General features: G+C 66.9%; 19 protein-coding genes, 3 tRNA genes and 1 pseudogene. 8 read left to right on the forward strand and 15 right to left on the reverse strand.

Annotated features, from left to right (window positions below):
* Positions 1 to 116: 116 nt before the first annotated feature.
* From ACYQ1Z_RS13380 to ACYQ1Z_RS13395, 4 genes are all read left to right on the forward strand, one after another.
* The gene (locus tag ACYQ1Z_RS13380; RefSeq protein WP_459793021.1) at positions 117 to 1,295 is read left to right on the forward strand and encodes a sensor histidine kinase; all 1,179 of its coding nucleotides are present in this window, start codon (positions 117 to 119) and stop codon (positions 1,293 to 1,295) included.
* 63 nt (positions 1,296 to 1,358) lie between these two features.
* Entirely contained in the window at positions 1,359 to 2,075 is a 717-nt protein-coding gene (locus ACYQ1Z_RS13385; RefSeq protein ID WP_459793022.1) for a LytR/AlgR family response regulator transcription factor, read from the forward strand.
* Positions 2,072 to 2,422 carry a DUF485 domain-containing protein gene (locus ACYQ1Z_RS13390; RefSeq protein WP_459793023.1) on the forward strand — a complete coding sequence of 117 codons (351 nt, stop codon included), beginning with the start codon at positions 2,072 to 2,074 and terminating at the stop codon, positions 2,420 to 2,422. Before ACYQ1Z_RS13385 ends, ACYQ1Z_RS13390 begins: the two co-directional genes overlap by 4 nt.
* A 49-nt stretch (positions 2,423 to 2,471) precedes the next feature.
* The gene (locus tag ACYQ1Z_RS13395; RefSeq protein WP_459793024.1) at positions 2,472 to 3,938 is read left to right on the forward strand and encodes a sodium/solute symporter; all 1,467 of its coding nucleotides are present in this window, start codon (positions 2,472 to 2,474) and stop codon (positions 3,936 to 3,938) included.
* Between the two features lie 52 nt (positions 3,939 to 3,990).
* Here ACYQ1Z_RS13395 and ACYQ1Z_RS13400 read toward each other — a convergent pair whose 3' ends face one another.
* From ACYQ1Z_RS13400 to rpsB, 6 genes are all read right to left on the reverse strand, one after another.
* Entirely contained in the window at positions 3,991 to 4,575 is a 585-nt protein-coding gene (locus tag ACYQ1Z_RS13400) for a DivIVA domain-containing protein (RefSeq protein WP_459793025.1), read from the reverse strand.
* 112 nt (positions 4,576 to 4,687) lie between these two features.
* Positions 4,688 to 5,611, reverse strand: coding sequence for a phosphatidate cytidylyltransferase (locus ACYQ1Z_RS13405; RefSeq protein WP_459793026.1), 924 nt, complete (start codon positions 5,609 to 5,611; stop codon positions 4,688 to 4,690).
* Positions 5,611 to 6,168, reverse strand: a complete 558-nt coding sequence (gene frr, locus ACYQ1Z_RS13410; protein WP_459793027.1) for a ribosome recycling factor — start codon at positions 6,166 to 6,168, stop codon at positions 5,611 to 5,613. The genes ACYQ1Z_RS13405 and frr overlap by 1 nt, the downstream gene beginning before the upstream one ends.
* A gap of 125 nt (positions 6,169 to 6,293) precedes the next feature.
* Entirely contained in the window at positions 6,294 to 7,028 is a 735-nt protein-coding gene (gene pyrH / locus ACYQ1Z_RS13415) for a UMP kinase (RefSeq protein WP_459793028.1), read from the reverse strand.
* A gap of 135 nt (positions 7,029 to 7,163) precedes the next feature.
* On the reverse strand, positions 7,164 to 8,000 hold the full coding sequence (gene tsf, locus ACYQ1Z_RS13420) for a translation elongation factor Ts (protein ID WP_459793029.1): 837 nt from the start codon (positions 7,998 to 8,000) through the stop codon (positions 7,164 to 7,166).
* A gap of 127 nt (positions 8,001 to 8,127) precedes the next feature.
* Entirely contained in the window at positions 8,128 to 8,976 is an 849-nt protein-coding gene (gene rpsB, locus ACYQ1Z_RS13425) for a 30S ribosomal protein S2 (RefSeq protein ID WP_459793030.1), read from the reverse strand.
* A gap of 469 nt (positions 8,977 to 9,445) precedes the next feature.
* On the opposite strand from rpsB, the gene ACYQ1Z_RS13430 reads away from it, so the two are divergent.
* Positions 9,446 to 10,144 carry a M23 family metallopeptidase gene (locus ACYQ1Z_RS13430; RefSeq protein ID WP_459793031.1) on the forward strand — a complete coding sequence of 233 codons (699 nt, stop codon included), beginning with the start codon at positions 9,446 to 9,448 and terminating at the stop codon, positions 10,142 to 10,144.
* Here the strand turns inward: ACYQ1Z_RS13430 and ACYQ1Z_RS13435 are convergent.
* The 6 genes from ACYQ1Z_RS13435 to ACYQ1Z_RS13460 form a co-directional block, all read right to left on the reverse strand.
* Complete coding sequence (locus ACYQ1Z_RS13435) at positions 10,072 to 11,256, reverse strand: acyl-CoA dehydrogenase family protein (RefSeq protein WP_459793032.1); 1,185 nt, start codon at positions 11,254 to 11,256, stop codon at positions 10,072 to 10,074. The two genes, ACYQ1Z_RS13430 and ACYQ1Z_RS13435, sit on opposite strands and share 73 nt — an antisense overlap.
* Before the next feature lie 142 nt (positions 11,257 to 11,398).
* A tRNA-Ile gene (locus ACYQ1Z_RS13440) sits at positions 11,399 to 11,472 on the reverse strand.
* A gap of 72 nt (positions 11,473 to 11,544) precedes the next feature.
* Complete coding sequence (locus ACYQ1Z_RS13445) at positions 11,545 to 12,741, reverse strand: glycosyltransferase (RefSeq protein WP_459793033.1); 1,197 nt, start codon at positions 12,739 to 12,741, stop codon at positions 11,545 to 11,547.
* 109 nt (positions 12,742 to 12,850) lie between these two features.
* Positions 12,851 to 13,759, reverse strand: a complete 909-nt coding sequence (locus tag ACYQ1Z_RS13450; protein WP_459793034.1) for a DMT family transporter — start codon at positions 13,757 to 13,759, stop codon at positions 12,851 to 12,853.
* Positions 13,759 to 14,382: a CDP-alcohol phosphatidyltransferase family protein gene (locus ACYQ1Z_RS13455; protein ID WP_459793035.1), complete on the reverse strand. Its 624-nt coding sequence runs from the start codon at positions 14,380 to 14,382 to the stop codon at positions 13,759 to 13,761. Before ACYQ1Z_RS13455 ends, ACYQ1Z_RS13450 begins: the two co-directional genes overlap by 1 nt.
* 92 nt (positions 14,383 to 14,474) lie before the next feature.
* Positions 14,475 to 15,329 carry a phage holin family protein gene (locus ACYQ1Z_RS13460; RefSeq protein ID WP_459793036.1) on the reverse strand — a complete coding sequence of 285 codons (855 nt, stop codon included), beginning with the start codon at positions 15,327 to 15,329 and terminating at the stop codon, positions 14,475 to 14,477.
* A 177-nt stretch (positions 15,330 to 15,506) separates the two neighbouring features.
* Between ACYQ1Z_RS13460 and ACYQ1Z_RS13465 the strand changes: the two genes are divergently transcribed.
* From ACYQ1Z_RS13465 to ACYQ1Z_RS13475, 3 genes are all read left to right on the forward strand, one after another.
* Positions 15,507 to 16,730, forward strand: a complete 1,224-nt coding sequence (locus ACYQ1Z_RS13465; protein WP_459793037.1) for a multidrug effflux MFS transporter — start codon at positions 15,507 to 15,509, stop codon at positions 16,728 to 16,730.
* A 65-nt stretch (positions 16,731 to 16,795) separates the two neighbouring features.
* Entirely contained in the window at positions 16,796 to 16,990 is a 195-nt protein-coding gene (locus ACYQ1Z_RS13470; protein WP_459793038.1) for a hypothetical protein, read from the forward strand.
* A gap of 62 nt (positions 16,991 to 17,052) precedes the next feature.
* Positions 17,053 to 17,460, forward strand: coding sequence for a hypothetical protein (locus tag ACYQ1Z_RS13475; RefSeq protein ID WP_459793039.1), 408 nt, complete (start codon positions 17,053 to 17,055; stop codon positions 17,458 to 17,460).
* Between the two features lie 69 nt (positions 17,461 to 17,529).
* Here ACYQ1Z_RS13475 and ACYQ1Z_RS13480 read toward each other — a convergent pair.
* From ACYQ1Z_RS13480 to ACYQ1Z_RS13490, 3 genes and pseudogenes are all read right to left on the reverse strand, one after another.
* Positions 17,530 to 17,602: transfer RNA gene (locus ACYQ1Z_RS13480), tRNA-Asn, on the reverse strand.
* 157 nt (positions 17,603 to 17,759) lie between these two features.
* A tRNA-Asn gene (locus ACYQ1Z_RS13485) sits at positions 17,760 to 17,832 on the reverse strand.
* 77 nt (positions 17,833 to 17,909) lie between these two features.
* Positions 17,910 to 18,520 (reverse strand): annotated as a pseudogene (locus ACYQ1Z_RS13490) (DNA primase); the annotation flags it as partial.

Genomic DNA, 18,520 nt, shown 5'->3' on the forward strand with positions numbered 1-18,520 from the left:
CACCAGCGATGTGACTCCAATCACTGTGCTGCTTTCCTGCCGCCTCATTCCAGTCGAACGGCACCCGTGGTCGCTCAACGGTCGGGATGCTGCGGCGAGCGGCTACGCTTGGCAGCATGCCGGACTCCCCCCTCCTGACCGCTGCGGCCGTGGCCGTGATCGCCATGGCCATCGCCGTCGTCGCCGGCGTTGGCCTGAAGGTGCTGCGCTCCTTCCGGGACCTGGGCACGGACGCCGAACGCGCCACCTACCACACGCTCCACGCGGCGTCCCAGGCCGGCCAGCACCTGCGCCGCGGGCTCAACCCTGCGGGGGCGGCCAAAGCCAGCCGGCAGCTGCGCACCCTGCTGGGCTGTGATGCGCTGGCCATCACGGACACCTCCGGCGTGCTCGCGTGGGATGGTTCCGGGGAGGAGCTGAAGCCCCGCCTCATGGAGCTCGCCGAAAGTGTCCTGGCAGGCCGTACGGCCGTGCTGCCCGCCGGTCCGGACGGCACCGGGGGCGGCCTCGCGGCGGTGATCGCGCCCGTACGGGCAGGCACCAGGGTGGCGGGGGTCGTTGCCGCGTTCGCCCCGTCCGTGGGGGCGGGCCTGGTGCGGGCCACCGGGGAGGTGGCGGACTGGGTCGCCGCACAGGTGGAGCTTGCAGAGCTGGACGCATCGCGGACGCTGCTGATGGAAGCGGAAGTCCGCGCGCTGCGGGCCCAGATCAGCCCGCATTTCATCTACAACTCGCTCAACGCCATCGCCTCCTTCATCAACACGGACCCGCAGCGGGCGCGTGAGCTGGTGGTGGAGTTCGCGGACTTCACCCGGTACTCCTTCCGCCGGCACGGGGACTTCACCACGCTGGCCGAGGAACTGCGCTGCATCGACCGTTACCTGCTGCTGGAGCGGGCCCGGTTTGGCGACCGCGTCCAGGTCAGCCTGCGGGTCGCGCCGGAGGTCCTCGGCACCGTGATCCCATTCCTGAGCCTGCAGCCGCTGGTGGAGAACGCGGTGCGGCACGGGCTGGAAGCCAAGGAAGGCCCGGGCCACATCAGCATCACCGCGGAGGACGCCGGGGCTTTCGCGGAGGTCACCATCGAGGACGACGGCGTGGGCATGGACCCCGCACTGCTCCAGTCGATGCTCGCCGGCCACACGGACGGCCTGCACGTGGGGCTGCGGAACGTCGATGCCCGGCTCCGCCAGGTCTACGGCAACGACCACGGCCTGGTCATCGAAACGGCCCCCGGCGAGGGGACGCTGATCACCATGCGGGTTCCCAAGTCCCAGCCCGGCCATGATGCGTAACCAACCGGCCCGGCAGCTTCGGGTTCCGGCAAAAGCGGGCCGGTGGAAAGCTACCCTTGGAGGATGATTAACGTCCTCGTCGTTGACGATGAGCTGCCGGCCGTGGAGGAACTCGCGTTCCTGCTGGGCCGGGACGGCCGCATCGGCAAGGTCCTGCGCGCGACCTCCGGCACCGAAGCCCTGCGCGCGCTGTCCACCGGAACCGTGGATGCGGTGTTCCTCGACATCCACATGCCCGCCGTGTCGGGGCTGGACATCGCCCGTGCCATTTCCACCAGCAGCCATCCTCCTGCGGTGGTCTTTGTCACCGCTGACGAGGAGCACGCCCTGGCGGCCTTTGAACTGGCGGCCGTCGACTACCTCCTGAAGCCCGTCAGGGCCGAGCGGCTGGCCAGATCGGTGGGCCGCATCAGTGAACTGCGCGACGGCGGCACCGCACTGGAGATGATCACCGTGGACCAGGGCGGCACCACCAGGATGATCCGGCGCGACGACGTCACTTACGTCCAGGCGCAGGGAGACTACGCCCGGCTGCACACAGCCGACGCCAGCTACCTGATCCGGGTGCCGCTGGCTGACCTCGAGCAGCAGTGGGCCGACGCCGGATTCATCCGCACCCACCGGTCCTACCTGGTGGCGCTCAAGCACGTCACGTCCATGAAACTGGCAGCGGATGGCCCGTGCGTCACCGTGGCAGGCGCCAGCCTCCCCATCAGCAGGCGCCACCTGCCCACCGTGCGGGAGAAGCTGGAATCCACCCGCATCAGGCCAACCTCATGACCCGGGTGCGGGTGACCGCCCCGGCCACGGCGGCCCGTCCGGCGCTCGAAGGCCGGGAGACGCCGCCGGACTCGGATGTGGGCCAGGTGTTTGTCCGTTCCCTCATCAGGTCGCAGCTGCGGCTGGCCCTGGTGGTGGCAGGCGGTTTCCTGGTCATCCTTGCGGCGTTTCCCCTGCTCCTGGCGGTCGTCCCGGGCCTGGCCGAAACGCGCCTCGCGGGCGTCCCGTTCGGCTGGGTCCTGCTGGGCGCCGGCATATACCCGGTGATCGGCCTGTCCGCCTGGCTGTATAACCGGACAGCGGCCCGCAACGAGGCCCGCTACCGCGACCTCGCCGGCGACCAGTGAGGCGCGCCGCGGCTGGGTCTTCCAGCAGCCGGGGACGGGAAGGCAGGCCGTGAACCCCGGCGTCGCCATCGCCGCCCTGGCCGTCGTCTCGGTGGCCACAGCCGTCATTGGGTTCTACGGCCTGCGGATCTCCCGTACCACCGGTGATTTCTACGTGGCGTCGCGGACAGTGCGGCCGTGGTGGAACGCGTCGGCGATCGGCGGTGAGTATCTGTCGGCCGCCAGCTTCCTGGGCGTGGCCGGCCTGATCCTCCTGTCCGGCACTGATGCCCTCTGGTTTCCGGTCGGGTATACGGCCGGGTACCTCATGCTGCTGTTGTTCGTCGCGGCACCGCTTCGGCGTTCGGGGGCGTACACGATTCCGGACTTCACGGAGGCCCGGCTGGATTCGCTGCCCGTCCGGAAAGTGACCAGCCTTGTGGTGGTGATCGTCGGCTGGCTCTACATCGTGCCGCAGCTCCAGGGTGCGGCACTGACCATCCGGATCACCACCGGCCTGCCGTCCTGGGTGGGGTCGGTAGCGGTGGTGGTTGTGGTCTGCCTGACGGTGGTGGCGGGCGGGATGCGCTCCATTACTTTCGTCCAGGCTTTCCAGTACTGGCTGAAGCTGACCGCGCTGGCGGTGCCCATCCTGTTCATCATGTTCCTGCTGGCAGGCAACGGAACGCCTGCCCTGGCCCCGCCGGCCGCTAATCCCACCGGCGTGCCGCCGGCCGGGCTGTACCAGAACGTGTCGCTGCTGGTGGCGCTGCTGTTCGGAACGCTGGGACTCCCGCACGTGCTGGTGCGCTTCTACACCAACCCGGACGGTCAGTCCGCCCGCCGAACCACCCTGATCGTCCTTGGCCTGCTGTCCGTCTTCTACCTCTTCCCCACCGCGTACGGCCTGGTGGGGCGCACGTTCGCCCCGGACCTGGCCCGCTCCGGCCAGGCCGACGCGATGGTGCTGCTCCTGCCGGGAAAACTTGTGGGCGGCACAGCCGGTGAGCTGCTCTCCGCACTGGTGGTGGCGGGGGCGTTCGCCGCATTCCTTTCCACCACGTCCGGGCTGGTGGTCTCCCTGGCCGGCGTTGTCAGCCAGGACGTGCTCGGCGCCGGCGTTGGCGGGTTCCGCCTCGCCGCGGTGATTTCCGCCGTCGTGCCTCTTGGCTTTGCCTTCATGACCGACTCGTTCGCCCTCGCCGGCAGCGTTGGCCTGGTGTTCGCCTTCACCGCATCCACGGTCTGCCCGGTCCTGCTGCTTGGCATCTGGTGGCGGGGCCTGACCGACGCCGGCGCCATCGCCGGGATGGTGACGGGAGGCCTGCTGTGCGGCGGGGCCATGATCACCGCGGCCCTGGCCGGGGCGGCGAGCACACCGGCCTGGCTGGCGCAGCCTGCCGCGTGGAGCGTGCCGACGGCCTTCGCGGTGATGGTGGTGGTGTCCCGTGCCACGGCGGGGCGCGTCCCGGCCACCATGGCACGCGTCATGACCAGGCTGCATACCCCGGAACGGCCGTTGGCCACGGAGCGCTGACGGGTGCACATTAGCCGGGCAGCGTGAGCGGGACGGCTTTCAGACGCAGATCTCAGTCGATGGCCGCCATCAGTTCGACAACCCGGTCCAGGAACGCGTCCACCTGCGCCTCCTCGTAGCCGTCCCGGCCCACCGCCGGACGGAACACGGCCCGGCGGACACTGTCCACGCTCAGGGGCTTGTCCTGTTCCAGGTACGCCACCAGTTCCCGGCACAGCCTGTCGACGTCGGCTGTGTTGTAGCTGCGTGCCTTCTTCTTGGCGGGCCGCCGGAAGCGTCCGCCGTCGGGGCGGTGCAGCCGGCCGCGGAGGATGCCGGAGAGCTTGCCGATTTCGCGCAGCCAGGCGTCCTCGCCCTGCGCGGCGATCAGGTCGTCCCGTTCCCTGCGTGCGAACGCGTCCTCCAGCCGGTCCAGCGCCGCGTCCACCACGGCCGCCGAGTATCCGCCCTTGACGGGATCGAAGGACACGGCGCGGACGTCTGCACTGGTGACGGGATGCTGCGCGGCCTCAGGGGTTTCCAGCGAGACGCGGGCCCGCTGCAGGAACTGGTCCACCTGCCGGGCGTTGTAGCCGTACTCGCTGCGGTGCACGCGCTCAAAGGACGGAGGGATCTGCCGATGAATGTCCAATGCCACTGTGATTCCTTTAGATGCTCTTCAGCCGTAGCGCTGTCTCGGGTTTATTTGGCGCCGCACCAGTTTATTCGGCGCCGCCCAGGTTTGTTCGGGATTGCACCGGGGGTGGATGTCAGGCTCCGGCGACCAGTCCGTACAGGACGAAAACCACCGGGGAGGCGAAGACGATGGAGTCGAGCCTGTCCATGACTCCGCCGTGGCCGGGCAGGATGCTGCTCATGTCCTTCACGCCCAGTTCGCGCTTGACCATGGATTCGGCGAGATCACCGGCCGTGGAGGCCGCCACGGTGCCCACGGCCAGGACAACGCCCACCCACCAGGGTTTGTCCAAAATGAACAGGCAGGCGAGGATCCCGATCAGGACCGCCCCGCCCACGGAGCCGGCGAAACCTTCCCAGGACTTCTTGGGGCTGATTTTCGGGGCCATGGGGTGCTTGCCCAGGGAAGCGCCCACGAGGTAGCCGAAAGTGTCGTTGGAGACCACCAGCAGCAGCATCACCGCCACCTGCCAGGCGCCTTCCGGGATAGTCCCGTCCGGCCAGAGCCCCAGCGGGGACGCCCCCTCGGTGGCGTGCAGCGGAAGGGCTGCGAAGCTGATGAAGAACGGCACCCAGCCCAGCGTGAAGACACCGGCGAAGATGCTGTTGGCCGAGCCTGCCGCGCTTTCGATGGAGCGCCACAGGAGCACCGCCACGGAGCTGGCCAGCATGGCAAACAGCAGGCTTTCGATGCCGCCCAGGTAGGCCACGAAGGGCATGGCCACCGTTCCGGTCATGACCGGAACGATGGGCATCCTGGTTCCGTTGGCTTCCAGCGCCCGGAAGATTTCCCAGACGCCGAAGACGGCAAAGGCGGTGGTAACGGCCACGAAGCCGAGCGGGAGGAACAGGAGGCCGCCCAGCACCGCGAACAGCATCGCCAGGCCCACAACGACGGCGGCAGGCAGGTTTCGTCCTGCCTTCGGCGTCGGATTGCTTTTGGGCTGCTTCCCCCGTGTGCGCGCCCGTGGTGCGGGGGCCTGATCTGCCTGGCCCATCAGACTTCGAGCAGCTCTGCTTCCTTGCGCTTCAGCAGCTCATCGATGCCGTCCACGTGGGCCTTGGTGAGGTTGTCCAGTTCCTTCTCGGCGCGGGTGCCTTCATCCTCGCCGGCCTCGCCGTCCTTGACCAGCCGGTCGAGGGTTTCCTTGGCCTTGCGGCGGATGTTGCGGATGGACACCTTGGCGTCCTCGCCTTTGGTCTTGACGATCTTGACGTATTCCTTGCGGCGTTCCTTGGTCAGTTCCGGGATGGTGATCCGGATGACGTTGCCGTCGTTGGACGGGTTCGCCCCGACTTCCGAGTCGCTCAGGGCACGCTCGATGTCGCGCAGCGCCGTCTTGTCGAACGGGGTGATGAGGATGGTGCGGGCGTCCGGGATCGCGAACGAGGCCAGCTGCTGCAGGGGCGTCGGTGACCCGTAGTAGTCCACCAGGACCTTGTTGTAGAGGCCGGGGTTGGCGCGGCCGGTGCGGACGGAAGCGAAGTCTTCCTTGGCTACCTCGACGGCCTTGTCCATCTTCTCTTCGGCTTCGAGCAAGGTTTCTTCGATCACGGTCTCTCCTCGGGTTCTGCTGCGGGCCGGGCGCCGGGCCCGGGCACCTGCATGGTTCAGTGTTGCTGCTTCCGTCCCCGCTCAGGGGCGGGGACGGAACTGTCCTGAAAACATCCTAGCCGGAGCTAGGCGGTGACCAGCGTGCCGAGCTTCTCGCCAAGGATGGCGCGGGTGACGTTGCCTTCACCCTCCATGCCGAAGACGACCATGGAAAGGTTGTTGTCCTTGCACATGGTCATGGCCGTCTGGTCCATGACGCGGATGTCGCGGCGGAGGGCGTCGTCGTAGCTGAGGGTTTCAAGGCGCTCAGCGGCAGGGTCCTTCTTGGGATCTGCCGTGTAGACGGCGTCCACGCCGCTCTTGGCCATCAGGACGACGTCGGCGTGCACCTCGAGGGCGCGCTGGGCAGCCACGGTGTCCGTGGAGAAGTACGGCAGGCCGGCGCCGGCGCCAAAGATGACCACACGGCCTTTTTCCATGTGCCGGATGGCGCGGCGCGGGATGTAGGCTTCGGCGACCTGGCCCATGGTGATGGCGCTCTGGACCCTGGTTTCCACTCCGGCCTGCTCCAGGAAGTCCTGCAGGGCCAGGCAGTTCATGACGGTTCCCAGCATGCCCATGTAGTCGGCACGGGAACGGTCCATGCCGCTCTGGGAAAGCTCGGCGCCGCGGAAGAAGTTACCGCCGCCCACTACGATGGCCACCTCCACCTCAGGCACGGCTGCGGCGATTTGCTTGGCGACGTCGCGCACGGTTTCGGGGTCGACACCCAGCTTCCCTCCGCCGAAGACCTCACCGGAAAGCTTCAGGAGGACCCGGCGCCTGCTTTTCTCTGGCTGGATTGTGTTGACGGCTTCCATGATGCCTTCCCGTTGATGACGTTCGAAAAAAGGTTATCCTGCCGGACCGGTGGTCGGAACCGGCGGCGGCGCGCAACCAGGCTGCGCGCATGCAAAAGGGGCGGCCACCGAAGTGGCCACCCCTTGCAGTTTCGACTAGGAGCCGACGCGGAAACGCGTGAACGCGGTTCCCTTGACACCGGCCTCTTCGAGGACCTGTGCCACGGACTTCTTGGCGTCCTTGGCAAATGCCTGGTCGACCAGGACCTCACCCTTGTAGAAGCCGGTTACGCGGCCTTCCACGATCTTGGTGAGCGCGGCTTCGGGCTTGCCCTCGGCCTTGGCGGTCTCTTCGGCGATGCGGCGCTCGGACTCGACGAGCTCGGCCGGAACGTCCTCGCGGGACAGGTAGTTCGGTGCCATGGCGGCGATGTGCACGGCAACGTCGTGCGCGGCGGTGGCAGCGGCTTCGCCTTCACCGTCAACGGCGAACAGGACGCCGACCTGGGCCGGGAGGTCCTTGGAGGTCTTGTGCAGGTAGGCGTCAACCGTTGCACCCTCAACGCGGGAGATGCGGCGGACAACAACCTTCTCGCCCAGCACGGCGCCTTCTTCGACGACGACCTCGGAGAGGGGCTTGCCGTCGACTTCGGTGGCGAGCAGGGTCTCGAGGTCGGCAGCGCCGGACTCGACGGCGACGGCCAGGACCTTGTCGGCCAGCTGGATGAACTTGTCGGCCTTGGCGACGAAGTCGGTCTCGCAGTTGACTTCGATCATGACGCCGACGCCGTTGCTGACCTTGGCGGCAACGAGGCCTTCGGCGGTGGAGCGGCCTTCACGCTTGGTGGCGCCCTTGAGGCCCTTGATGCGGATGATTTCGATGGCCTTCTCGGCGTCGCCGTTGGCCTCGTCAAGAGCCTTCTTGACGTCCATCATGCCGGCACCGGTGCGCTCGCGCAGGGCCTTGATGTCCGCGGCAGTGTAGTTCGCCATGTGAACCCCTCTGTCTAGAAATTTGTTGTGGTGTACGGACCGACAGGACGGCTGCCCACGCGTGCGGGCGGCCATCCTGTCAGCAGCTCCGGCTGCGGACAGCGCGGAGAATCCGGATTTAGTTGTCTTACTTGGCGTCGTCGGCGGAAGCCTCGGCAGCAGCCGGAGCCTCTTCAGCCTGGGCCGGAGCGGCAGCGGCTTCCTCGGCCTTGCTGCCCTCGAGGAGCTCGCGCTCCCACTCGGCCAGGGGCTCTTCCGGAGCCTCGGTGGCGCCCGTGCCGCGGTTGTTGCGGGCGATGAGGCCCTCGGCAACGGCGTCGGCAACAACGCGGGTCAGGAGGTTCACGGAGCGGATGGCGTCGTCGTTGCCCGGGATCGGGAAGTCGACTTCGTCCGGATCGCAGTTGGTGTCCAGGATGGCAACAACCGGGATGTTCAGCTTCTTGGCCTCGTCAACGGCGAGGTGTTCCTTCTTGGTGTCGACAACCCAGAGCAGGGACGGAGCCTTGGTCAGGTTGCGGATACCGCCGAGGTTGGCCTCGAGCTTGGTGAGTTCGCGCTTGAGGAGCAGCAGCTCCTTCTTGGTGTAGGCGGAGCCGGCGACGTCGTCGAAGTCGATCTCTTCGAGTTCCTTCATGCGCTGGATGCGCTTGGCGACGGTCTGGAAGTTGGTCAGCATACCGCCGAGCCACCGCTGGTTGACGTACGGCTGGCCAACGCGGGTTGCCTGCTCGGCAATTGCTTCCTGGGCCTGCTTCTTGGTACCGACGAAGAGCACGGTGCCGCCGTGGGCAACAGTGGCCTTGACGAACTCGTAGGCGCGGTCGATGTAGGACAGCGACTGCTGCAGGTCGATGATGTAGATGCCGTTGCGCTCGGTGAAGATGAAGCGCTTCATCTTCGGGTTCCAACGGCGGGTCTGGTGTCCAAAGTGGACGCCGCTGTCAAGCAGCTGGCGCATGGTTACGACGGGCATGCCGACGCTCCTTCCGGCAGGTCATTCATGAGAAAACCCGAAGGCTTCTTACCCTGCCAATAGTTGACGGTTGATTAGCGCGGCCCGGGCCGGGCCTTGCTCCTGGCATCCATCGCGTTTCCCATCCGTGCTGTTGCACGGACCGCAGGAGGCGCGATCCTCCATCGGCGTGGCCGGGGCTTTACCGTTGAAGGGCTGGATGCGCGTAGTCAGCCCGCCGCTCCCCCACACTCCTGAATGAGTTGTGCCGACGCAATCCGGACAGGCAGGAACACCGAAAAGGTGGACTTCCGGGACGGGATGCGTTGAGGGCGCAGCAAACTGCTCCACCAAGTGTACTACAGGCGGCACTCCGTGCGGCCACCGCGTGGAGGCAGCGTGCGCAAACCCCGCCCGGCGCGGGCGGGACTTTTCCACATACCGCCACCCGCTCCTGACGGCGGCGTTTTGCAGGGAGCAGGCTGGGCAGATGAAACCCCCGGTCCTCCTTGCCGCCTTCCTGCTGCTTCCGGCCTCGGTGGCGTCCGTTCCGCAACCTTTGGCGTACCGTCCCGCGCCCAGTGCTGTGCCCAGTGCTGCGCCCGGTGCGTCCAGTCCTGCGTCCAGTGCCGCAGCCGCCGGGATGGTTATGTCGGCGGCCCCCGCCGCCATCAATGGCGTCGCCGCACCCGACTGGGAGTGGCCGCTTGTTCCCCGCCCACGCGTGCTGCGCCCCTTCGATCCCCCGCCAAAGCCGTGGCTGAGCGGGCACCGGGGCGTCGACCTGGCGGCGCCGTCCGACGGGTCCGCGGTGATGTCCCCTGCGGCAGGAACCGTGAGCTTCGCCGGCGTGGTGGTGGACCGGCCGGTAATCACGATCGACCACGGCGGCGGGCTGCGGAGCAGTTTCGAACCGGTGGACAGCACCCTGGCGGTAGGCGAAGTTGTGGCGGCCGGGCAGGTGATCGGCACGGCCCTCCCGGGTCATTGCCCGGTCCCCTGCCTCCATTGGGGCGTCCGCCGCGGCGAGGACTACATCAATCCCCTGCAGTTCGTCATGGACCTGCGGCCCTCCGTCCTGCTGCCGCTGGGCGGGCCACCCCAAAAAGCATTCGATCAGACGATGGCGGAGATCCCGGTGATGGCACGGCCCGCCACCAGGGTATTGATCTCGGCCGTGCCTTCGTAGGAATAGATGGCTTCGGCGTCGGCGAAGATCTTGGCCATCTCGAAGTCGGTGACGATCCCGTTGCCGCCCAGGATGTTGCGGCCCAGCGCCACGCTGTCCCGCATCCGGCCGGTCGTGAAGGCCTTCGCCAGGGCCGACTGCTCATCCCGGGCGGCGCCGGCATCCTCAAGCTGGGCGAGCCGCACCATCATGCCCATTGAACTGACCGCGTTTCCCAGGATCCGGACCAACTGGTCCTGGACCAGCTGGAAGGAAGCGAGCGGGCGGCCGAACTGGTGCCGTTCCACGGCATAGCGGCGGGCCACATCGAAGGCTGCCAGCTGCTGGCCGACGGCCTGCCAGGCGACGGCGAGGCGGGTGACCTTGAGGACCTTGTTCACGTCCCGGAAGCTGTTGGCGTGCTCCAGTTTGAAGAAGGCGGGCACCACCACGTTGTCCAGTGTGATGTCGGCGTTCTGCACAGTGCGCAGGGAGATTTTGTTCTCTATTTTCGTTGTGCTGAATCCCGGGAGCGTGGTATCGACCAGGAATCCCTTGACCTGGTTGTCCTCTTCGTCGCGGGCATAGATGACCACCCAGTCCGAGAAAGTCGCGTTGCCGATCCAGCGCTTGGCCCCGTTGAGGATCCACTGGCCGTCGTCCCTGCGTGCCGTGGTGCGGGTACCGCCGGCCACGTCGCTGCCACCCAGCGGCTCGGTGAGTCCGAACGCGCCGATCTTCTTCAGGGCGTAGATGTCGGGGAGCCATGCGTCCTTTTGCTCCTGCGACGCCAGGGCTTCGATCGATCCGGTGAACAGCCCGTCATGGACGCCCATGAACGTTGCGATCGAGGCGTCGGCCCTGGTCACCTCGGCGTGGACAATGCCTGCGAAGAGGTTGGAGTGCCCCTGCCGCCGGACCGGGCTGACCAGGTCGACGTCGGCCAGCTTGGGAATCAGGTCCATCGGAAACTCGCCGCGGTTCCAGCAGTCCACGGCGATGGGCCGGACTTCACGCGCCAGGAACTCCCGGATTTCAGCCAGCCGGTCCTGTTCCTTGGCGGACAGCAGCTGTTCGAAGGCGTAGAAGTCGCCGTCGGCGTAGGGAAGGCCGGGGTCGGCAGTGGTGGACATGGTTACCTCCTGGTGTTCAGCGGCCGGCCCATCCCCCAAGCGGGGAGGGCGGTTAAGTTACTGGTCAGTAACATACCGCAGCCGGGACGCTTAACAAAGGAAAGCCGCGGCCGACGTGATGTCGGCCGCGGCTTTTGTGAAGTAGGGCTACTCGGACTTGAACCGAGGACCTTAGGATTATGAGTCCCGCGCTCTAACCAGCTGAGCTATAGCCCCCCATTGCCCGGGGCCTTCCACGCAGGGCGCAGCGGCAGGGCAAAATCACTCTAGCAAACCCGCGACGGGGCTCTAGACCACTTTGTCCTCGAAGCGGGCGCCGCGGTACAGGTCCTCGAAGGTCTGCAGGGTGCCCTGGATGCTGTGGGGCTCCACCATCGACCGGCTTGCCTGCCCCATCGCCTTCCGCTGGCCTGCCGGCAGTTCAAGGATCTGGGTGATCTTCTTGGCGAGATCGTCGCTGTCGTTCGGCGTGAAGAGGTAGCCGTTTTCGCCATCGCGGACCAGGTGCGGCAGCGCCATGGCGTCGGCAAGCACAACCGGAGTGGACGCGGACATGGCCTCCAGGGTCACCAGGGACTGGAGCTCGGCGGTGCCGGGCATGCAGAAGAGGTCCGCGCGGATGTAGGCCTTCCGCAGGTCCTCATCGCTGGCGAGGCCGAGGAACTTGACCCTGCCGGCCAGGCCGAGCCGTTCAACAAGCTCCTCGAGCGAGCCGCGCACCTCGCCGCCACCCACGATCTCGAGATGGACGTTCAGTTCGGTCGGGGTCTTGCCGATGGCCCGGATGAGGACATCAACGTGCTTTTCCTCGGCCAGCCTTCCAGCGAACAGGACGGTGGGGTGGGCGTGCGGCTCGATCTGCTCGCCGGGCTGCAGTTCGTAGGCGGCGGAGTCGATGCCGTTGGAGAGCGGCAGGACCTTGCGCAGGAACGCGTGCTCGTGCATGGCCTTGGCGGCCAGGGGCGTCGGGGTGGTGACAACATCGGCCTGCCCCATCACCTTGCCCATGTCCTTCCAGGAGATCCGGCCGATGATGTTCTTGAACCACTGCGGGAACGGCAGGAAGGGGTTGAGGTTTTCCGGCATGAAGTGGTTGGTAGCCACGATCCGCACTCCGCGTTTCACGGCCTCATACAGGACGTGCTCGCCGATCATGTAGTGGCTTTGGATGTGCACCACGTCCGGTTTGACCCGGTCGAACAGCAGGCTGATTTCCTTCTTGATTTCCCAGGGGAAGCAGATGCGGAAGTACTCGTGGGTGGGCACGCTGTGCGAGCGGAGCCGGTGGACGGTGGCTTCCTCGCGGAACTCCGTGTAGCTCTTGCCCTTGGTGTTGTTGCAGGCCAGCACATGGACGTTGTGCCCCCGGCCCGTCATGCCTTTGGCGAGGCGGTAGCCGAACTGGGCTGCGCCGTTGACGTGCGGCGGATACGTGTCGGCGGCGATCAGGATGGTCAGTGGCGGCTGGTCGGCGGGCGTGGTCACGTGGAGGACTCCTGATGGTCACGGTGCGGACAGCGTTGACTGACAGCACGGTCGGCCCGGCACGGTGCGCCCGGCTTCGTGTAATTGCTGGTTCTCTGGTCGGAAGGGGCTAGTACGACGGCCTGCCCGCAGCCTTCCGAGCGTCCTTCTTGCGTTTGGTGACCTCGGGATGGTGGCGGGAAAGGGCGATAACCCCAACGATAGCAAGGGAAGCGGCCGTTCCCATGGCAATCGCCATCACGGCGTGCACATCCGGCCGGAGTTCGCCGAGGATGACGATTCCGATCGCGATACCAACGATGGGGTCGATGACCGTCAGGCCCGCGATGACGAGGTCGGGCGGTCCTGTGGAGTACGCACTCTGGACAAACCACGATCCCAGGCCGCCGGCGGCGATGATGGCCACCACGGAATACCACTGCACGTTGAGCAGGAACAGCCCGTTGGGGTCCAGCAGGTGCTTGCCGATGATGCGGGTCAGGACGGCGACGAATCCGAACAGGACCCCGGCGCCGAGGATGTAGACGAAGGCGTTCATCCGGTGCCGGAACATGACTGCCAGCGAGCCGAACAGGCCGACGGCAAGTGCCAGCAGCAGCACGATGGTCAGTTCGTCCCCGAGGCTGACGTGGTGGTTTTCCTGCGTTACCGTAACGGCGAGGAGGACGAAGAGTGCGGAGCCGGTTACGCAGGCGCCAATGGCCACCCAGGTGGCGCGGTTAATGGTCAGGTCCTGGTCGCGGGCGTTGACGATCGTGGTGATCACCAGTGCGATGGCGCCGATGGGCTGGATCACCGTCAGCGGCGCGGAAACCAGCGCCACGGCGTTCATTGCCATGCCGGCACCAAGCAGGACGAGACCAAAAACCCAGCGCGGGTTCCGGAGCAGCCGGAGGAATCCGTTCGAGCTCAGCGCGAGCCCGCCCGTGTCGGCCTTCACCGCGCTCCCCTGGCGCTGCGCACCCAGGGCGAGGCAGAAGGCGCCGAGGACTGCCAGCGCGACGGCCACCCACACCATCAGGCGGTCCCGCCGTCGTGTCCGCTGCGCATCCTGCCCTTGCGCAGGATGGCCCAGAAGTAGTTGTAGGCGGCAATCCAGTGGCCCGCCAGCCCCAGCCCGAGGACGACCCAGGCGGCAACAAACAGGAGATCGGAGAACCCGGTGTCCAGCCGGGAGAGGACCAGCATGGGTGTGCCCAGGAGCAACAGGCCGGTCCGGACTTTGCCCACCACGCTGACGGGCAGGTCCGGGTGGCCCCGGAAGAGGGACAGCGTGAGGACCAGCAGGACGGCGTCGGGGATGACGAGTGCCGCCAGGTAGAGCCAGTGCACGACGCCGGCGATGACCAGGGTGACGGCCACGGCAAGGAGCGCCAGGCGGTCGGCGATGGGATCAAGGACCCTGCCCAGCTTGGAAGCCTGGTCGAAGCGCCGGGCCACATAACCGTCGATCCAGTCGGTGCCGGCCATGACGGCGAGGACAACCACCCCGGCGCCGTATTCCTTCTGTGCCAAGACCAGCCAGATGAAGAGCGGGACCCCCATGAACCGCACCACGGTGAGGAGGTTGGGGATGGTGAACACCAGGTCATGGTCCACCTGGGGGCGGCCGGGGCGGGCGCCGGCACCAATGAACTTCACCCGTCCCCCTTTCCTTCCTGCCGCCGGGTTGGCGCTGCTGTAAATGTCGGGCGTGTGGCCCGGCCTGCTCCCGCCTGTGCGGGGGCGCCGGGCTAGAAGGTGCGGACCAGCCGGCGGAGCAGGACTAACAGGACTGCGCCAGCAGCTGCCAGCGCCGTGAGGGGCTTCCAGCGATTCTGCAGCCCTTGCGTGGATCCGGAGAGGCCCGCCAGGCGGGCTCCGGCAATGTCCTTGCCGCGGAGGGCGAGCGCCTGGCCTTCACGCATTTTCGCCTGCGCGACGGTCAGCAGGTAACGGCCCTGGGTCTTGACGTCCAGTTCGGTGCCGAGCTCGTCCCGGACCTCCGTGAGGTGGTTGCGGCGCTGGTGCAGGCGCCTGACGAGTTCGGGCTCGGAGGCGTGCGGGAATTCCTTCTCGTGTTCTGCGGCCTTGGCAGCCTTGTCCGCCTTCGCCTTGGCAGCCGCCTCGTCCCTGGCCGCTTTGGCAGCCTTCGCCTCGGGGCTGTCCGGGTCCAGGACGGCGGGGTTGAACGCGGACCCTTCCCTGGCCACGCCGACGTCGTGCCGGATTCCCCGGATGGTTTCCTCCGGGATCAGCGGCATGGCCTTCTTGAACTTGCGGAGGCCGATCAGTCCGCCGATGAGGGCGATGAGCAGGAAAGCTGCCGACACCAGCAGGGCGGCGAGCCACGCGGGCATGATGGTTGCCAGCCCCATGATCGCGGCGACGATCAGTCCGATCACCAAAAAGACGAGGAAGACCAGTGCTACGGCGAAGAACGCTGCGGCAACTCCAACCTGGATGCCCTTGCGCTTGAGCTCGATCTTGGCGAAGGCGATTTCGTCGTTCAGCTGGCGCGGGGCCAGCCGGAAAAGGAGTTTCAGCGTCCTCGGCAGCGCGGTGATGCGCAATCCCGGGCTGGTGCGCCCGCTGTGACGTCCGCTCATCGGTTCCGCCTTACTGGTTTTGGTCGATCCGGCTTCCGTTTGCTGCGGGAAATGCGCATCGGCACAATCCCCGGCTCAAAACTACCATTCAGGCTGGTGGCCGCCTTCGGGGCTTGCCGGACGGCGCGGCCTACAACGCTGCAAAAATCCGTGCGCCCGGGCCTAGGATTGACATCCGTGACCACTGCCTCCAATCCGGGCGACTTGCTGAGCCGGCGCCGGAAGATTCTGTACATCCTCCTCCTTGGTGCCCTGACCGCGCTGGGGCCTTTTACGATCGATCTCTACCTGCCCGCGTTTCCGGCGCTGGAGTCGAGCCTGGGCGTCACCGAGGCCCAGGTCCAGCTGACCCTGGCGGGCACCACTGTGGGCTTCGCGTTCGGCCAGCTGGTGGTGGGCCCGTTCAGCGACAAGTTCGGCCGCCGGTATCCGCTGATCCTGGCCACGGCCCTGCACATCGCTGCGTCGCTGGGCGCCGCCCTGTCCACGGACATCAGCACCCTCGGGCTTTTCCGGGTCCTGATGGGGGTGGGCGCGGCCGGCGGCGGCGTGGTGGCGATGGCCATGGTGCGCGACCTCTTCTCCGGATACGCGATGGTAAAGATGTTCTCCCGCATGAGCCTGGTCAACGGCCTGGCGCCCATCCTCGCGCCGGTGATCGGCTCGCAGCTGCTGCTGGTCATGGAGTGGCCGGGCATCTTCGTCTTCCTGGCCTCCTACGGCACCCTGGTCATCATTGCCGCCCTGTTCCTGGTCCGTGAAACCCTTCCGCCGGAGAAACGGGGCCAAAGCGGCATGACCGCCCGGCAGCGGTACCGGGTGCTGTTCAGCGACCGGATCTTTGTGGGCCTGCTGATGGTGGCGGGACTGAACTTCGGCGGGTTGTTCACCTACCTTTCCGCTTCGCCCTTCCTGTTCCAGGATGTGTTCGGCTTCTCGGCCCAGGAGTACGGCATCCTGTTCGGCATCAACTCGCTGGGCATCGTGGCGGGGGTCCAGACCAGTTCCCGGCTGATCAGGCGGGTGCCGCCGCAGTGGATCCTGGCCGGGGCCACGGCGTTGCTGTTCGTCATGGCCATGCTGATTGTGCTGTTCGACCAGCTCGGGCTTGGCCTGTGGGGTGTCATGGTGCCGCTGTGGTTCTACATCATGGGTACCGGCTTTATGTTCCCCTGCGTCCAGGTCCTTGCCCTCGCCGGCCACGCATCCCAGGCCGGCACCGCCGCGTCCCTGCTGGGCGCGGCCACCTTCATGATGGCCGGCCTGATCTCGCCAGTTGTGGGCTGGCTGGGCATTACCAGCGCCACCCCCATGGGGGCTGTCCAGGCCGCCTGCATCCTGCTGGCCATCGCTGCGCTGTGGCTCGTGGTGCGCCCCCGCACGGTCCCGTCGATCCACTAGGCGGACGGGCAGATGGAGCAGCTCAGTTCCGCCGGGCGGGGCAGTTCACGGAGCGGGGCCGCGGCATGAACGGAAGGCGCCGGCCGCACCGCAACAGACGGGGCCTGTTCCTTGGGGCGGTGCTGGGCGCCGTCGCGGGCTATTTTGCCGGCCGCGCGCTGGGTAACCCGGCCATGGGCATTGCCCTGGGCGCGGTGGCCGGGGCGGCGCTGTTGTACCGGGTCAACCCGGGGCCCTGGAACAGGCGCGACCAGCCCTAACGGTTCCATTGCGGTGGCGCTTGTTGCCCCTTTTAGTGCCCTGCCCGCGATAAAATGTGTCCGTGCCCAGCTGGCAGGACCAACCGCCGCTTCCGGCCACATGGCAACGGTGCGATGCCGGAATCCTGCCATTGTGGTGGGAACGGTTGCGCGCACAGACCGGCCAGCAGTCCGCCACCCTTTACGCCGCCGGACTCTTCACCGAGGACCGCCGCAGGCCGATCGCCCAGTGGTACAACCCCGCATTCAAAGCCGCGCTGCTCGTCGCCCCGGAAACCTCGCCGGAGTGGCCCGTGCAGCGCTTCGGGATCTTCTACGCGCCACCGGAAACGGGGTTCGTGCGGATCCACTCGGCACCGCACGAATGGAATCCCCGGGAGCCGCGCCGGCCACCGACCGAGAAGGAAGCGTTCGAGGCCGCCATCGCGGAGGCCGAGCGGTTCCTGCAAGTGGAAATGGACTTTGTTTGAGGACCGTGCGCCTGAATACCCAAAAAGTCCCTGCCCCTCCAGTGGAGGTGCAGGGACTTTTTGGTTTTGCTCCTCCTGCTGGACTTGAACCAGCAACCCTTCGATTAACAGTCGAATGCTCTGCCAATTGAGCTAAGGAGGAATGAAGCAGGTACGACCTTAGCAGGGAATTCCGGCGAAAGTGAAATCGGCGGTTTCGCGCCCGGAAACGGGTCTGTGACCCCTGCGGCAACGCCGGAAAACAGCCCGTCCGGAAAGACAAAAATCCCCGTTCCGGAAGCCGGAACGGGGATTGGAAGCTCCTCCTGCTGGACTTGAACCAGCAACCCTTCGATTAACAGTCGAATGCTCTGCCAATTGAGCTAAGGAGGAATGAAGCGGGTATTAGCCTAGCAAACACCTGCCCGGGAAACGAAATCGGGCGGAAGGGGCCCCGCCTCCCGGCGCGGTTACGCGTCTGCGCGCAGGGCCCGGCGTTCCATTTCCAGGATCATCAGTTCCCGGTTGAGCCGCTGGTAGGTTTCCGGATCCGCGGCCGGGTCCAGCCGCTGGAGCTGGCCCATCTTGTCCGCCTTGATCCTGGTGATCTGCAGCTCGAACAGGCGGGACAGAATGTCGCGGCAGTACTTCTGCACGGCTTCCTCGGTGCTGGCGGGCAGCGGCACCACAGCCAGTTCGGACACCAGCGGCCGCAGCGGCTCCGGGACCTCGTGCATCACATGCTCCACCCAGCGCACGGGATCGACCACCAGGCCCGGCCCGGTGGCGCGCATGGCGTCGTGGACGGCCTGGAACGCCGGGGTGGCGAACCTGGCCCCGGCGAAGCTGTCCCACACCGCCCCGGCCAGCAGTCCCGGCTGCTGGAGCGCCACCTCCAGCGCCTGCCGCTCCATGGACGCCACAGGATCCCGGGGGTCCGGGCGATGGAAGGACGGGACAGCGCCCGACGCCGGCCCGGCAGCAACGCCCGGTCCCCCGCCCGCGGAGGATGGGCCCGGGTAACCTGGCGCCCCGTGCGGCCTGCCGCCGCTGGCCGGGGCAGCGCAGGAGTGGGTTCCGG

The organism is Arthrobacter sp. AD-310 (genome assembly GCF_054656615.1).